Origin of the sequence: Flavobacterium sp. GSB-24 (genome assembly GCF_027924665.1) — a bacterium.
Lineage (GTDB): Bacteria > Bacteroidota > Bacteroidia > Flavobacteriales > Flavobacteriaceae > Flavobacterium.
The window spans coordinates 1,180,496-1,198,326 of sequence record NZ_AP027043.1 but is presented as its reverse complement, the minus strand read 5'-3'; the positions used below and the strand labels follow the sequence as shown (position 1 = coordinate 1,198,326).

The following is a 17,831-nucleotide window of genomic DNA, read 5'->3' as shown; positions in this document are numbered from 1 at the left end:
TAAGAATAATGGGTTTCTATACTCATTGTTCCAAAATGACCTAAAATTGAAACTAACTACACTACTTATTTTGGTCGCCATGTTTAATATTAGAGGGAATACTTATGCCCAAAAGACAAAAGTTACCCTTGAATTAAACAATTCAACAATCGAAAAGGTTATTGAGACCATTGAACAAAAAACAGATTTTAGATTTATTTACAAATTGAGCGACATCGACTTAGATCGAACCGTTTCAATTTCTGTAAAAGATCAATCTATATATGTGGTTTTAGACAAACTTTTTAAAGGAACTCCAACCGAATTTAAAATTCGTGATACGCAAATTATACTTAAGAAGCCAGAACTTAAAACACAGGTAATTGAATTTCAAAAGCAAACCGTTTCAGGTATAATTACCGATGAAAATGGCATGCCTTTACCAGGCGCTTCTGTTATTGAAGAGGGAACAAAAAACGGAATGGTAACTGATTTTGACGGAAAATACAAGCTTACGGTTGAAAGTAGCCAATCGGTAATTATTGTGTCTTTTGTTGGATATAAAGAGAAAAAAGTAGTTGCCAGCCAAAGCGTTATCAATATTCAGCTTCTTCCAGATGCAACCGATTTGCAAGAAATTGTAGTTGTGGGTTACGGTACAACATCTAAAAGAGATGTAACTGGTGCTGTTTCGTCTATTGGTGCCAAAGATATGAATCAAGGTGCAATAGTAAATCCGCTACAATTAATTGCGGGAAAAGCTGCAGGTGTTAATATTACACAGTTAGGAAGCGAGCCAGGTTCTGGTCCAAGTGTTCGTATTCGCGGAATTTCTTCTTTAATTGGGGGAAGTGATCCTTTGGTAGTTGTCGATGGAATTCAGGGAAATATGGATTTGCTGAGCCAAGTTCCCCCTAGCGAAATTGAAAGTTATGATATTCTAAAAGATGCTTCTGCAACTGCCATTTATGGTTCTCGCGGTGCGCCGGGTGTCCTTATAATTACCACTAAAAAGAATAAAGCAGGTAAAACTACTATGGAATATACTGGTTCTACATCTTTAGATTTTATTCCAAAAAAATTAGACATGTTAAATGCTGACGAGTGGTGGGCCACTGCACAAAGTGTTGGCGTACCTGCATCTGCAAATCATGGTTCTAATACAGATTGGTACGGCCTTTTGACACAAACTGGTTTAACACAAACTCATACACTTTCTTTTGGTGGAGGAACGGACAAATTTAATTATAGAGCTTCTTTAACTGCGATTTTGCAAGATGGAGTTGTAATTAATTCAAGTAATCAAAAATACATTGGGCGTATTCAAGCAACTCAACTGGCACTTGATGATAAATTAAGTTTAACTTTTAATTTAAACACAGGAATTAATAATACAACCAGCATTATTCAAAGTATTGGAACTGCAGCGTATACTTCAAACTTAATTACTAACGCATATTTAGTAAGACCAACAGATCCAGTTTTCAATACTGATGGAACTTATTTTACAGATCCTAACGTATTTCAATACTTAAACCCGTATGCAACGGCTCAATCTGTTTCAAATAATGCAGAAAATGACAACTTATTTGCAAGTTTAAAAGCTGATTTAGATTTGGCTAGAGGTCTAAAGGCTAGCTGGTTTGGAAGCTGGAGAAAAACAAATACAACCGAAGGTTATTATCTTCCTGTAGTTTCAACAAGTGCTTATGCCATTGATCAAAATGGTTATGGAAATGTTAGAAACCGCAGACAAAATGAGAAACTTACGAACTTTAGTTTGAATTACAAGAGAACATTTGGCGTACACAATATAAACGTATTAGGTTTATACGAATGGCAAAATCAGATGTATCAGGGAAGTTTTGCACAAGTAAGAGGTTTTATTAATGATAAAGCCACTTATAATGCACTTCAGCTAGGAGATTTGACAAAAATTCGTCCTGGCGATATTGAAACCTATAAAAACGACAGAACTTTAGCTTCATTTTTAGCGAGAGTAAACTATTCGTTATTAGATCGATATTTAGTTACAGCCAGTATCCGTCGTGATGGTTCTTCTGTGTTTGGTGTTAATAATAAATGGGGAAATTTCCCTTCTGCATCTGTTGCATGGCAAATTGAAAAAGAACCATTTATGCGTAACCAACGTTTGTTTGACGAATTAAAACTTCGAGTAGGATATGGAGAAACGGGTAACCAGCAAGGACTTTATCCGCAAAACTCAATTTCATTAGTGGGCAGCAGCGGAACGACTTATTTTGGAGGTTCGCCAATTACAAACTACATAATCACCCAAAATGCAAATGCCGATTTGAAGTGGGAAACCAAAAAACAAACCAATTTAGGTCTTGATTTCGCACTCTTAAATAACAGATTAAGGGGAACTGTCGATGTCTATGATTCTAAAACAGAAAATTTATTATTTGATTATACAGTACCTCAACCTCCTTATCCTTATCCTACTATTAAGGCAAACGTGGGAAGTATTTCAAACAAAGGTATTGAGGTTTCTCTTGCTTACGACGTTATTAAAACACAAAACAGCACACTGACTTTGGCAGGAAACGCTTCATTTATGAAAAATGAAGTCCTAAATTTAGATGGAAGCATTAATGGCGTTCCTTTAAACACTGATTATGTGGGTTGGGGAGCCGCAAACTCTTATCTAGTAAAAGGAAAACCAATTGGAGCATTTTATATTCTAGAACATACCGGCAAAAACGAAAACAATGTTGAAACTGTTTTGGACCGCGACGGAAATGGTATAATTGATCAAGGTGTAAAAAGTCCGGACCGTTACTACGCTGGTTCTGCTTTACCAACTTATACTTTTGCATTTAATCCATCTTACAGATATAAAAACTTTGACGCTTCTCTTTTATTAAGAGGTTCTGGAGGAAATAAAATCTATAACGGATTGCGTTCTAACTTAAGCAGATTAGAAAACATTGGTAAATCGAATGTCTTGGCAAGTGCCGTAGATCAAGGAATTTATACTTCTCCTTATGGTTCAGATTTATGGCTAGAAGATGGTTCTTTCATTCGTTTAGAAAATCTTACAGCGGGATATACTTTCCGTTTCACAGATAAATACATTGATACTATTAGACTTTCACTTACAGGAAACAACTTATTCCTGATCACGGATTATTCAGGTATTGATCCAGAATTGAACGTAAGCGGAAGTGGCAGACCTGAAGATAACTTTGGAGGCGATAGAGGAATTTATCCTCGTACCAGAAGCGTGGCGTTTGGTTTGACTGTAAAATTTAAATAGTAAAAGACATGAAAATTAAAAATATATTGATAACAGGAAGCTTGTGTTTCCTGACTCTTTTTAGTTGTACAGATATAGACGAAAATGTGTACGATAAATATCCCGCAGAAGATTTTTACGGAACTCCAGAAGGGGCTGATATAGCGCTTGCAAGCGTTTACGCCCAAGTTCCTGGTGATTTCGTAAGAGATAATGCCTCTGGTGTTGGTTATGCAGGTGCAGACAACGGATGGTACGATATGAACTGTATGTCATCAGACGAGCAGGTTATTCCACACAGAAATACAGGTGACTGGCAGCAGGATTTCGCCCGTTTGCACAAACATGAATGGCTGCCAACAGATTTCATTATCAACAATACTTGGAACTGGCTTTATAAATCTATTTTCAATGCTAATTTAGCGGTTAGTTTATTAGAAAAATCAAATGCCGAAGCTTCTAAAATTGCTGAAGCTAAAACATTGAGAGCTTTCTTTTACTATTTATTAATTGATGACTATGGCGATGTTCCTTTCTTTACTGATAATAATATTACTGTTGATAAAATTCCGCAGTCAAGCCGTAAAGAAGTTTATGATTTTATCGTAAAAGAATTAACCGAAAATGTAGAACTGCTTTCTGGAACAAGAGGTGGCAATTATTATGGAAGATTCAATAAATGGGCGGGTTATACTTTACTGGCAAAAGTATATCTGAACGCTCAAGTATACACAGGAACTCCAAAATGGAGCGAATGTTTAGCCGCTTGTAACAAAGTTGCTGAAGGCGGATTTTCACTTCACTCAGGAGCGGCAGATGCTGCAAATCCTTTAGGAAGTAAATATTATGAATTATTTGGAGATGTACTTCCTGAAGATGAAACCATTTTACCAATTTACGCAACCTTAGATGTTGTATCTCGTAACGTTTATGCGGTTCGCAGTTTATATGGTCCGCACGCACAAGCTCTATTTGGTTTCAGCGGATGGAACGGTACAATTGTTCCTAAAGAATTTTTCTTAAAGTACGATGTAAATGATATTCGCAGAAAACAGTTTTTATTTGGAGAACAGCCAGGCGGTTTCAATTACACACTTGAGGTTGCTTCATTAGACAATCCAGGAGCAGATCCGCAAGCCGGAGTTAGAAACGTGAAATTTTATCCTGTAGCGCCAAGAACGGGCGGAGGAGCTTCTAACGACTTCCCTATTTTCAGATATGCAGATGTTATTTTAATGATGGCTGAATGTAATGCACGCTTAGGAAATCCAGGCGCTGCAAAACCTTTCATAGACCAAATCAGACAGCGTGCCGGGTTAAATGCTTTAGATCACGACCCAACTCTTGATGATATTTACAATGAAAGAGGATTCGAACTAAACTGGGAAGGACACAGAAGACAAGACATGATTCGTTTTGACAAATTTTTATTGGCAAATGAATTTAGACCTGCCTCTCCTGCTTTCAGAAAATTGTTCCCAATTCCAACCTCAGCTCTAGATGCCAATCGTGGATTAAAACAAAACCCAGGTTATTAAAAACAAAGACTATCATGAAAAAATATATCAATAAAATATTCATATTAGGCAGCTTGCTTTTCTTGGGTTCATCCTGCGAAAGCGACGCCGAATTAACAACATTAAAATCTGTTAGTTTTCCATCAGAAATCAGCGTTTCATCCAATACAATATTATTAACAGAAGACACTGCAGAAGATCAGGTATTACTAGTTTCTTGGCCATCCGTTTCTTTTCCTATTGAAGCTCCAGTAACTTATGCCCTTCAATTTGATTTAGTTGGAGATACAAGCGGCTCTAACGCTTGGTTAAAAGCAAAACGAATTGAAGTTGGCACCGATGTTTTAAGCAAAACTCTAATTGGTCAGGATCTAAATAAAATTGCTGTCGATTTAGGACTTCCAATTGATACTCAAGGAAAATTAGTCGTTCGCGTAGAAGCAACAATGGATCGCAAAGTCTATTCATATCCAGTTACTTTGACTGTTACTCCTTATGAAAAAAGTGTTGTTTTCGGCGAAATTTATATGCCTGGAGCCTATCAGGGAGAATGGAATGTAGACACTGCTCTTGCTTTAACGGCTATCGCAAAAGGTGTTTATCAAGGTTATGTTACGGTACAACCAGGTTATGGCCCTGTATTTAAATTAAATCAGGGAAGAAATTGGGAACAGTACTATGGTGCAGGTGCTACTAACAGCGACCTACAAAACATGAGTACGAAAGATTTTGCGCTTCCGGGCGAAGGTTCGTATCAGGTTAAAGTAAATCTAAATACTTTAAAATGGACAGCTACACCTTATTCTTGGGGTATTGTTGGTGATGGAACTTCTGGAGGCTGGGATAACAGTACACCAATGAATTATGATTACCAGACAAAAACATGGAAAATAACCGCAGTTTTGGTTCCAGGAAATGTAAAATTCAGATTAAATAATAACTGGACAATCAATTACGGGCCTAAGAATACAACAGATGGAATTGTGTATTTAGATGATCCAGGCGCTCATTATGTTGGCGAAGGCGGTACGTATGAAATCACATTCAAAATAAATGATGTTGATCCTGCAACTACTGGATATCCTCCAACAGCAACTTATACAATCACAAAAAAATAGATAAAAATTAAGTTTAGTTTGGTTTGAGTTTACCTGTCTTTTTACTTCGAAAGGCAGGTTACTTCTCAACCATTTAAAATATAAAAAGTAAAATCATGAAATTTAACATAAAAATCGTGTACGCATTACTGCTTACTTTGGCATTTGTTTCGTGCAGCTCATCTGACGACGATACAAAAACACCAGAATCTCCATATACGCAATATGGAGCTCCTTTTGAAAAAATGCCAAAAAAAGAAGATGCTATAATCTATCAGGTAAATATTCGTGCTTTTAGCCAGGCAGGAACATTAAAAGGCGTTCAGGACAGATTAACACAAATTCAGGAACTGGGAGCAAATGTTATTTATTTAATGCCCATTTATCCTGTTGGAAAAGAAAGAGCTTCAGGCGAATTAGGATCTCCTTACGCGGTAAAAGATTATAAGGCCGTAAATCCCGATTTCGGAACGTTACAAGATTTGCAGACTTTAGTCGAAGAAGCGCATAAAAAAAACATGGCAGTTGTTTTAGACTGGGTTGCCAATCATACTGCTTGGGATAATACTTGGATTACACAACATCCAGACTGGTACCAAAAAGATGCAAGCGGAAACATTATTATTCCGCCAGGAACAAATTACAATGATGTAGCTCAATTAAATTTTAATAGCACTGAAATGAAAGATGCGATGATCGACGCCATGTCATACTGGGTTTACAACGCAAATGTTGATGGATTCAGATGCGATTATGCTGATTTTGTTCCTCAAGATTTCTGGTCTGATGCTATTTCAAAATTGAGAAAAATCAAGAAAAATCAAACCATTTTAATGCTTGCCGAAGGTTCTAAAGTAAATCATTTCGCATCAGGTTTTGATTATACGTTTGGATTCAATTTCTTCAGCACGTTAGAACAGCTTTTCAAAAACAACAAACCTGCTACAACTATTCAGGATTCGAATGCAACTGAATATGCAAACAATTACAAGCCAGAAAATAGAGTTGTTCGTTACACAAGCAACCATGACGTAAATCTTTCAGACGGAACTCCATTAGAACTTTTTGGAGGTAAAAAAGGATCAATTGCAACTTTTGTCGTAGCTGCTTATTTAAAATCTGTTCCAATGATTTACAATGGTCAGGAAATTGGTTACGATAAAAGATTAAATTACTTTGCCAAAACACCAATCGACTGGAGTACTGCTGATACTGAAATGCTGGCAGAATACAAAAAAATCATTGCCTTTAGAAATACAAGTAATGCCATTAAAAAAGGAACTTTTACAGGTTATAGCAGTGATGCCGTAAGTGCATTTACGATGGAAAAAGATGCAGAAAAAGTTTTTGTACTTTCTAACTTAACCAATTCAACAGTAAAACATCTTATTCCAAATACTTTAAAAGGAAACTGGAAAGACGCTTTTACTGGAGCTGCCGTAACTGTAGGTTCTGAAATAACACTTCAACCCTTTCAATATTTAGTATTGAAAAATTAATATTCTTATGCAGCTTTAAAACCTAAATTTGCAAAAAACTTAATAACATGAATTTTCAATCCCAAAAATCATTGCTTCAAATTTGTTTGAGCAAAAAAACAGCGTTTTTATTTTTTCTACTTGTCCACACATTATGGATTCAGGCACAAGAAATAACTTCGCCAGACAAAAATCTTTCTTTAAAATTTGAATTAAAAGAAGGCGGCGTTCCGTCTTACCAATTATCATATAAACAAAAAGCAGTTATAAAACCAAGTTCTTTGGGCTTAGAACTGCAAAACCTGCCTTCGTTTTTGGATGGTTTTACCATTACAAATACAGCACAATCTTCTGTTGATGAAAATTGGAATCCAGTTTTAGGCGAAGAAAAAACAATTCGCAATCATTACAACGAATTGGTTGTCACTTTAGCTCAGGCAAAAAACAACAATAGATTTATTCGCATCCGTTTCCGTTTATTTAACGACGGATTGGGATTTAGATATGAATTTCCGAAACAAAATGATCTAAGTTATTTTGTAATAAAAGAAGAACGTTCTCAATTTAATTTGGCTGGAAATCATAAAATTTTCTGGATTCCAGGAGATTATGATACCAACGAATATGCGTATACAACCTCAAAAATTTCAGAGATTCCTTCGTTGATGAAAAAGGCGACGATCGAAATCAATTCGCAGTGGCCCATAAAAGAGCTTTCTGTTCAAACGCCGTCAATGATGAAATCTGATGATGGTTTGTACATCAACATTCACGAAGCTGGATTAATCAATTATCCGGCAATGTACCTTGAAGTTGATGCAGTAAACAACAAAATGATCAGTCATTTAGCACCAGATGCGGTTGGCGCAAAAGGTTATATGCAGACAGATGCGCAATCGCCTTGGAGAACTATTGTAGTAAGCGATAAAGCAACAGATATTTTAGCTTCAAAATTAATTTTGAATTTGAACGAACCAACAAGTTATAAAGATGTTTCGTGGATTAAACCCGTAAAATACATCGGAATTTGGTGGGAATATTTCGTAGCTGGAAAAAGTACGTGGGCTTTTGGAAAAGAAAATAATGTGAAATTAACAGATGATTTTACGAAACTTACTCCAAACGGAAAACACGGTGCTACAACAGAACGCGCCAAAGAATATATTGATTTTGCTTCTAAAAATGGTTTTGATGCGATCCTTATCGAAGGCTGGAACATTGGCTGGGAAGACTGGATTGGCAACTGGAAAGAAGAAGTTTTTGATTACGTAACGGCATATCCAGATTTTGATGTAAAAGCAGTTCATGAATATGCAGCTTCAAAAGGAGTGAAAATTATCATGCACCACGAAACTTCAGGATCGGCAACCAATTACGAAAGACGTTTAGATCGTGCTTTTCAATTTATGAATGACAACGGTTATGACGCTGTAAAAACCGGTTATGTTGGAAAAATTATTCCGCGTGGCGAACACCATGATGGACAATGGATGGTCAATCATTACATCAATGTAGCCAAACGTGCAGCCGATTATAAAATTATGATTGACAGTCACGAAGCCGTTCGTCCAACAGGTTTACACCGAACTTTTCCAAACTGGATTGCTCAAGAATCTGCTCGCGGAACGGAATTTGAATCTATGGGAGGTTTAGCACCAGATCATACTACGATTTTACCATTTACAAGATTAATGGGAGGTCCTATGGATTATACACCAGGAATCTTCCAGACAGATCTTTCGTATTACGGAACAGGAAGTTCACAGCGTGTTAATACCACTTTGGTAAAACAATTGGCATACTATGTAACTATGTACAGTCCGTTGCAAATGGCAGCAGATATTCCGGGGAATTATGAGCGTTTTCCAGATGCTTTTCAGTTCATTAAAGATGTTGCTGTAGATTGGGACAATAGTTATATTCTAGAAGCTGAACCTGGAGATTACATTACAATTGCGCGTAAAGCAAAAGGCAAAAACGAGTGGTTTATTGGTGGTATTACAGATGAAAATGCAAGAACTGCCAGCATTTCATTTGACTATTTACCCGCTGGAAAAAATTTCATCGCCACAATTTATGCTGATGCTAAAGAAGCCAACTGGAATGTAAATCCTCAGAAATATACCGTTACTAAAGTTATCGTAAACTCAAAAAGCAAACTGAAGCAATATTTAGCTCCAGGCGGAGGTACAGCTATTAGCATCAAAGAAGGAAATTCTACAGAATTAAAAGGATTGAAAAAGTTATAATTTAAGAAACTTAGGTTCTAAGTTTTTTGCCACAAATTTCACGAATTGACACGAGAATTAGCTGCAGATTAAATTTGTGCTCATTCGTGAAATTCGTGGCAGAAACTTATGCTCATTAATGAGCAAAAAATTAAAAAATTTACTACTTGAAAACTATTAACCACAAAATGTTTGTCGAATTTAAAAACAATGCGAGTGAGAATGAATTTTAGTTAGAAATGCCGACAAGCATTCAAAAAACTATTATTATGAAAATCAAAATTACCACTAGATTATTTCATATTACCAAAGCATTAGTTTGCTTTCTATTATTATTTGCAAGCTCCGTTTATGCGCAGGATCCTCCGCAATACGGAACACCTTTTGCCGGTGTGCCTGATCCGAGAGATGTCAATATGTATCAAGTGCATATACGTCCGTTTAGTGCTAACGGAAATTTAGCTGGAGTAACCGCCCGATTAGACAATATAAAAGCACTCGGCACAAATGTTATTTATTTAATGCCGATTTTTCCTCATGGCACCGATTCCCGAAGTTCGGCTTCGCCTTATTGTATTAAAGATTTTAAAGCTGTAGGATCAGAATATGGTTCTCTTGCAGATTTAAGAACTTTAGTCGATGGCGCTCACAGCCGCGGAATGGCCGTAATTCTAGATATTGCTATCAATGGAACTTCATGGGATCATGGATGGACAACTTCTCATCCAGAATATTATAAGCGAACTGGAACAACTATTCAGCAATTAGGAAACTTCTCCGATATTGCTGCGCTTGACCTTAATAGTTCGGCTACACGAGCAGCCATCAAAGATGCAATGCGTTACTGGATTTTCGCTGCTAACATTGATGGTTATCGCTGCGATTATGCCAATAATCCTCCTTTAGATTTCTGGTCTGAAGTCAACTCAAACCTTCGAGGTATTTCTTCTCATAATTTATTAATGTTAGCCGAAGGAGACAGACAAGAAAATTTTCAGGTTGGTTTCGACATGAATTATGGCGACAGATGGTTTCACAGCGGTTTATATGATATTGCTAATGGAGGACCAGTTTCTCAAAGACTTCAAGACCAATCTACTTATGAATATGCTAAAGCAACTGGAAATCAGCAAATCGTTCGATATACTGGTAATCATGATACGTACACCAATGATGATGGCGTAAGAAGACCGTTCGTAGCCTTCAAAAATCATAACGGAATTGTTGCCAACTTTTTAGTTTCAGCTTATATGAGAGGTGTTCCCTTCTTAATGAGCGGACAGGAAATCGACTACGAACCCAAAACTGATTGGCCGTGGACAAACTTCAAATTCAACTGGTCTCAAAACCCGACAGCTGCTGCAGATTTCGCCAAAATCTTAAATTTCAGAACTACTAGTACTGCCATCAGACGTGGTGATTTAACCACGTATGCAAATGATGATATCAGTATTTTTACTAAGACATTAGGTACAGAAAAAGTAATCGTAATGTCGAATTTAAGAAATGCTTCAAAATCGTATGTAATCCCAGCGTCTTTAGCAGGAACTTATGTAAATCCATATAATAACAATGCCTCTGTAACTTTAACAACAGGCGCGACAAGAACATTTGCTGCTTTTGAATATTTGGTTTTAACGAATACCAATGCGCCTGTTGTGGCCGTAACTGGAGTTTCAGTTAGTCCGACAACGGTAACTGTTGGTTTAGGCACAACACAGCAGTTAAATGCAACGATAGCTCCTGCAAATGCCACAAACCAAAACGTAACCTGGACATCCAGCAATACAGCTGTAGCAACTGTAAATACTTCTGGATTGGTTACAGCCGTTGCAGCAGGAACAGCAACTATTACAGTTAAAACCGTTGACGGTAATAAAACAGCAACCTCAGCTATAACAGTAGCGGCAATTCCAGTTGCATCTGTAAGTGTTTCACCAACAACGGCAAGTTTATATGCAGGAAATACACAACAGCTTTCCGCAACAATTTCTCCAGCAAATGCCACGAACAAAAATGTAACGTGGAGTTCAACCAACAACGCAATTGCAACGGTAAACTCAAGCGGACTTGTAACGGCAGTTGCTGCAGGAACAGCAACGATTACAGCAACAACACAAGACGGAAATAAAACAGCGTCGGCAACAATTACAGTAAATCTGAATACGAATTTTACGGTTTATTTCTATAAACCATCAAACTGGGGAACTGGAATTAAAATCTATTATTGGAGTGCTTTACCAGCAGGAGTTTTAGCAAATGCAACCTGGCCGGGCGTAAACATGAGCGATGCGGGAAGCGGATGGTACAGTTATACATTTACCAATGTAACCTCAACAAATTTAATTTTCAACGACGGAACCAATCAAACTGCCGATTTAAGCCGAAACAAAACTGGCTGGTATATGAACAACACTTGGTACGATTCTAATCCAGGAACGGGCGTTGCCGTTACAGGTGTAACTTTATCTCCAACTACTGCAGCTTTATCAGTTGGTGCAACACAGCAATTAACGCCAACAGTTTCGCCATCAACAGCGACAAACAAAGCCGTAACTTACAGTTCAAACAATACTGCTGTGGCAACAGTAAATAGTTCAGGATTGGTAACTGCTGTAGCAAATGGAACTGCTACAATTACCGTTACAACTGTTGACGGAAATAAAACGAGTACTTGTGTCGTAACAGTTTCTACAACTTCTACGGGAGGAACATATTATACAATTAAAAACAGATGGACAGGAGCTTATTTATCTGATGCCGGGACAAATGTTGGCTACGGAACAACGGTTTCTGGAAACAACTACAAATGGCAGAAAATCGCTATTGATGCCACTTACTTCGTTCTTAAAAATGCAGCAACTGGAGAGTTAATTAATATCGAAGGACAAACAGGAACTGTTCAATGTAATATAACAGATACTACTTTCTGGAGTGCACAATGGTCCAGCGATTATATTGACGGAACCTGGGTAAGATTAAGAAACAGATGGCAGACAGGAAATATTATTCATGTTGAAAATCAAACAGGATCTGCTCAATATGGAAATTCACAAGACGGCTGGTTCAGCGCACAATGGCAGTTGGAACCAACTACTGTTGGTACATCAAAAATGGCACTAAATGTTGAAGAAGTTTCAACAGCAGAACCTGTAATTGGTATTTATCCAAATCCTGCAATAAACAATGAATTTCATATTCTAATGCCAGAATTAGCAAGTGGCAATACTGCCGAAATTTTTGTTTCTGATTTGAATGGAAGAACTCTTTTAACCGAAAAACTTTCTTCTTCAGGACAAGTTAATCATCATTTATCTTCAGGCATTTACATTGTAAACATTATTTCTAAAGATTTTAATGTAACTAAAAAACTAATTGTTAAATAATTTTTTTCGCCGCGAATTCACGAATTTAATTTAACCTAATTTGTGAATTCGCGGCGATTTTTTTAAAAAGAATAATTTAAAGCAAACCCAAAATTATTATTTAATGTAATATCATTATTGATTACGGAAGGTTTAAATGCTAATTTCTCGCTTACATTAAACTGCGATAATGCCGCATCGATATTAGCATCAATAATATTCAAGACGTAAAAACCAACCATAAACAGGGCGGATAAATCTCTGTTTCTTTGAAATTGTTTCTGAGCAGAAATCAATTGACTTTCACTTAATCCAGCTAAATAATCTGAGTTACTCGTATTTCCTTCCAATCTGCTTTTATATTCATCTCTGTAGATATTGTACTTTTTTTGATTGTCAATATATAGATATGTACTTGTGCCGATTGCTCCATAAACTAAAGGAACTTTCCAGTATTTCTTATTGTAAACCTGACCTAAACCTGGTAAAATAGCTGAATAAAATGCTGCTTTTGAGGGACGAAGCGGATCGATTGTTTCTGATTTTAAAGAATCATTTGAAATGATTTTACCCTTTTCTTGAGCGAAGATTGTAGTTAATCCAAAAAATAAAAATAGGAGGATGAATTGATTCTGCATATAAAGTTGTCTTTGAAAATTTGATCAAAGAAAACTTTTTAGTTCTAAGGTTTTTCTTAAATAAAAGATAAATAAAACTTAATGTTATTTACCACGAATCACAAAAATCAGGACTAATTTTTATTTTTCAAGCTTTAAATTATTTCGTACTAATTCGTGTAATTTGTGGCAACACTTTATTCTATACTATTCCTCAAACAACTCCATCAACTCCAAAGCACGTTTGATAGATTTCACATTTTCAAAAGTCAATAATAAACGTAATCCGTTTACGGTTTGTTTTTCTTTCATTTTGCAAAGATTACTATGCTTCTGAACAAAATTTAAAACATTTCTAAACTTCACCGACTGATAATAATCAGATTGCTGGTCTGAAACGAAATAGCCTATCATTTTGCCTTGTTTCAAAACTAATTTCTCGATTCCAACACGCGTTGCAATCCATTTTATGCGGATGCTGTTTAGTAAGGCAGTTGCTTGTTTTGGCAAAGGTCCGAAACGGTCAATTAGCTTTCTTTCGAATTCCTGTAAACCAGCTTCATCTTTTATGGCGCCTAATTCGTTATATAAAACCAAACGTTCTGAAACGTTATTGATATATTCATCTGGAAATAAAAGCTCAAAATCGGCATCGATTTGAATATCTTTTACATATTCCTTAGTATCAATATTATTTTCTTCTGGATACAAATCTTTGAATTCGTTTTCTTTCAATTCTTCAATTGCTTCATTCATGATTTTTTGGTACGTATCAAAACCAATTTCGTTTATGAAACCGCTTTGTTCTCCGCCCAATAAATCTCCTGCTCCACGAATTTCCAGATCTTTCATTGCAATGTTGAAACCGCTTCCCAATTCACTGAATTGTTCCAATGCCTGAATACGTTTTCTTGCATCTTCCGTCATAGATGAATACGGCGGACAGATGAAATAACAGAATGCTTTTTTGTTGCTTCGTCCAACACGCCCGCGCATTTGATGTAAATCTGATAATCCGAAATTGTTGGCGTTATTAATGAAAATGGTATTGGCATTTGGAACGTCCAAACCACTTTCGATGATTGTCGTTGCCACCAAAACGTCGAATTCTCCATTCATGAAACCTAACATCAATTCTTCGAGTTTTGCACCGTCCATTTGTCCGTGACCAATTCCAACTCTTGCGTTTGGAACCAAACGCTGAATCATTCCTGCCACTTCTTTTATATTTTCGATTCTATTATTGATAAAGAAAACCTGTCCGTTTCGCTGAATTTCATACGAAATCGCATCACGAATGATCTCTTCATTAAAACCAACAACATTCGTTTCAATAGGATAACGATTTGGCGGAGGCGTTGTAATTACAGACAAATCTCTCGCCGCCATTAAAGAGAATTGTAAAGTTCTCGGAATTGGCGTTGCTGTTAATGTCAACGTATCAACATTTGCTGCAATAGTTTTTAATTTATCTTTTACGTTAACTCCAAACTTTTGTTCCTCATCAACAATCAACAAACCTAAGTCTTTAAAAACTACATTTTTGTTGACCAATTGGTGTGTTCCAATTACGATATCGAGTTTTCCTTCGGCTAAATCTTTTAAAGTTTGTGCTTTTTGTTTTGCCGTTCTAAATCGGTTTAAATAACCAATAGAAACTGGCATATCTTTCAATCGTTCCGAAAAAGTTCTATAATGCTGATAAGCCAAAATAGTCGTCGGCACTAAAACGGCAACTTGTTTACTATTGTCAACCGCTTTAAAAGCAGCACGAATCGCAACTTCTGTTTTTCCAAAACCAACATCTCCACAAACCAAACGATCCATTGGGCGATCGCTTTCCATGTCGGCTTTTACTTCTTGTGTCGATTTAGTTTGATCTGGCGTATCTTCATAAATAAACGAACTTTCTAATTCGTTCTGAAGATAACTGTCCGGCGCAAATTGGAAACCTTTTTCTAAACGACGCTTTGCATACAGCTGAATCAAATTGAATGCAATATGTTTGACACGCGCTTTGGTTTTTTGTTTTAAAACTTTCCAGGCGTTAGACCCTAATTTGTATATTTTCGGCGGCGTTCCGTCTTTTCCGTTGTATTTGGAAATTTTATGAAGCGAGTGAATGCTCACATACACAATGTCATTATCCGCATAAACCAATTTTATGGCTTCTTGCGTTTTGCCTTCTACTTGAATTTTCTGCAATCCGCCAAACTTCCCAATTCCATGATCAATGTGCGTTACATAATCACCAACAGAAAGTGCTGTTAATTCCTTAAGCGTAATATTCTGCTTTTTAGAATAACCGTTTTTGATGTTGAATTTGTGATAACGTTCAAAAATCTGGTGATCGGTATAAGCCGTTATCTGATTTTCTTCATCAATAAAACCTTGGTATAAAGGCAGTACAATAGTGTTGTATTGTTTTCTGATATTCTCAGAATTCGCTTCGTCCAGCGATTCAAAAATATCATGAAAACGTTTGGCCTGCGTTTCATTCGAACAGAATAAATAATTTTTATATCCGTTAAAATGATTATCGCTCAGATTATTCAGCAATAAATCAAATTGTTTATTGAACGAGGGCTGAGGCTGAATATGAAATTCGAATTTTTTAGTGGTTTTGAAAATTGGTTTTGAAGCCAATTCTACTATCGAAAAATCTAAAGCTCGTTTGATAAACAAAGCCTGATTTAAAAATAATTGTTCTGGTTCGGCATGTTTTATTTCTCCCGAAAGTTTCGAAAAAGCTTCTTCTGCCCTTGCAAATTGTTTGTCTAACTGACTAAAAAGTCCATCAGTATTTTGAATAAAAAGTACTGTTTTCTCCGCAATATAATCTAGAAAACTTTCACGGTTTTCCTGAAATATCTTGTTTTCGACATTCGGGATAATGGTGATTTTTTTATGTGTTTCAACAGATAATTGTGTTTCTACATCAAAACTTCTGATGCTGTCTACTTCATTTCCGAAAAATTCAATTCGATACGGATGATCATTTGAAAATGAGAATACATCGACAATACCTCCACGAACCGAAAATTCTCCCGGTTCTGTAATAAAATCGACTCTTTTGAATTCATATTCAAACAAAACTTCATTAATGAAATCAATTGAAATTTTATCGTTTAAAGAAACTTTCAACGTGTTTTTATCCAATTGCTGGCGCGTAACTACTTTTTCAAAAAGTGCCTCTGGATATGTAACAATTATTGCTGGTTTTTTTCGGGAATTTATTCGGTTTAAAACCTCTGCTCGAAGCAGAACATTCGCGTTATCTGTTTCATCAACTTGATAGGGACGACGGAATGAAGCGGGATAAAACAATACATCCTGCTCGCCAATCATCTGCTCTAAATCGTTTAGGTAATACGCAGCCTCTTCTTTATTGTCTAAAACAATTAAAAAAGGCAGTTCAGTTTTTTTAAAAACAGAGCGGACAACAAATGAAACGGCAGATCCCAGCAATCCGCTGAGATGCATTTTTATCTGATTTCCTTCCAGTAAATTTGATGCAATCTGCTGTGCTTTTGGCAGATTGTCGTATATCGTGTATAAGGCGTTTTTACTCAACTCTAGGTTTATTTTGATCTAATGGCGGCGTAGAACTCGGTATCGCGCGCGTAGTGTCTAACATTCTAAGGAAATCTGCTTCTCCTTCTTCTTTCGGAATTTTGGCTTTTTCGACAATTTTATCCATTTGTCTTTCCAGCGAAATTAATTCTTTGTTGATTTCTTGTATCAAAAAAACCACTTTATCATCTGGAACTTTATTTAAATGAATAAATAAATCCATCATTTTTATTTTGGTAATTAAAATAGAAATACGGCTTTTTATTTGAGGCACATTAAGTTCTGGCGGAATATTGTTATTTAAAGCCATCGCTTTTTTAGAAATAGCAGCCGATTTTTTCTGAAATGCTCCAATTGTTTTTCTTGGCTTATCTCCAATCTCTTTCATAAACTCTCGCCATTCTGTCCAAGAATTTAATTTTTGTTCTGAGATTTCATTGATAGGCTCATCAATAAACGTCCAGCCTTTATTTATATTATTAAAAATAGCTTCTTTCTTTTTTGCTTCTTTTTCATTTTCAGCAAGACGTTTTTCATCTTGATTTTGACATGAATTCAACACAAAAACAAAAAGCAGAAAAAGAGATATCTTATATTTCATTTGGTAAAACATTAAGCTACAAAGTTACAAAGTAAATTTACAATTACGAATTCTGATTTTTGCCTTTGATTCACATAAATTACTATCTTTTTTTTACGACAGATTATGCAGATTTAA

The 17,831-nt window shown here is 36.1% G+C and carries 9 protein-coding genes; 6 read left to right on the top strand and 3 right to left on the bottom strand.

Features of this window, described 5'->3' with window-relative positions:
• Positions 1–46: 46 nt before the first annotated feature.
• From QMG60_RS05410 to QMG60_RS05385, 6 genes are all read left to right on the top strand, one after another.
• Complete coding sequence (locus QMG60_RS05410; protein WP_281867133.1) at positions 47–3,259, top strand: TonB-dependent receptor; 3,213 nt, start codon at positions 47–49, stop codon at positions 3,257–3,259.
• An 8-nt stretch (positions 3,260–3,267) separates the two neighbouring features.
• Complete coding sequence (locus QMG60_RS05405) at positions 3,268–4,776, top strand: RagB/SusD family nutrient uptake outer membrane protein (protein ID WP_281867132.1); 1,509 nt, start codon at positions 3,268–3,270, stop codon at positions 4,774–4,776.
• A gap of 14 nt (positions 4,777–4,790) precedes the next feature.
• Positions 4,791–5,873, top strand: a complete 1,083-nt coding sequence (locus QMG60_RS05400; protein ID WP_281867131.1) for a SusE domain-containing protein — start codon at positions 4,791–4,793, stop codon at positions 5,871–5,873.
• A 95-nt stretch (positions 5,874–5,968) separates the two neighbouring features.
• Positions 5,969–7,351, top strand: coding sequence for an alpha-amylase family glycosyl hydrolase (locus QMG60_RS05395; RefSeq protein ID WP_281867130.1), 1,383 nt, complete (start codon positions 5,969–5,971; stop codon positions 7,349–7,351).
• 47 nt (positions 7,352–7,398) lie between these two features.
• Complete coding sequence (locus QMG60_RS05390; RefSeq protein ID WP_281867129.1) at positions 7,399–9,579, top strand: glycoside hydrolase family 97 protein; 2,181 nt, start codon at positions 7,399–7,401, stop codon at positions 9,577–9,579.
• 248 nt (positions 9,580–9,827) lie between these two features.
• Complete coding sequence (locus QMG60_RS05385; protein ID WP_281867128.1) at positions 9,828–12,944, top strand: Ig-like domain-containing protein; 3,117 nt, start codon at positions 9,828–9,830, stop codon at positions 12,942–12,944.
• Between the two features lie 62 nt (positions 12,945–13,006).
• Here QMG60_RS05385 and QMG60_RS05380 read toward each other — a convergent pair whose 3' ends face one another.
• The 3 genes from QMG60_RS05380 to QMG60_RS05370 form a co-directional block, all read right to left on the bottom strand.
• Positions 13,007–13,561, bottom strand: a complete 555-nt coding sequence (locus QMG60_RS05380) for a DUF5683 domain-containing protein (RefSeq protein ID WP_281867127.1) — start codon at positions 13,559–13,561, stop codon at positions 13,007–13,009.
• Between the two features lie 186 nt (positions 13,562–13,747).
• On the bottom strand, positions 13,748–17,113 hold the full coding sequence (gene mfd, locus QMG60_RS05375; protein ID WP_281867126.1) for a transcription-repair coupling factor: 3,366 nt from the start codon (positions 17,111–17,113) through the stop codon (positions 13,748–13,750).
• On the bottom strand, positions 17,106–17,714 hold the full coding sequence (locus QMG60_RS05370) for a hypothetical protein (protein ID WP_281867125.1): 609 nt from the start codon (positions 17,712–17,714) through the stop codon (positions 17,106–17,108). Before QMG60_RS05370 ends, mfd begins: the two co-directional genes overlap by 8 nt.
• Positions 17,715–17,831 lie beyond the last annotated feature (117 nt).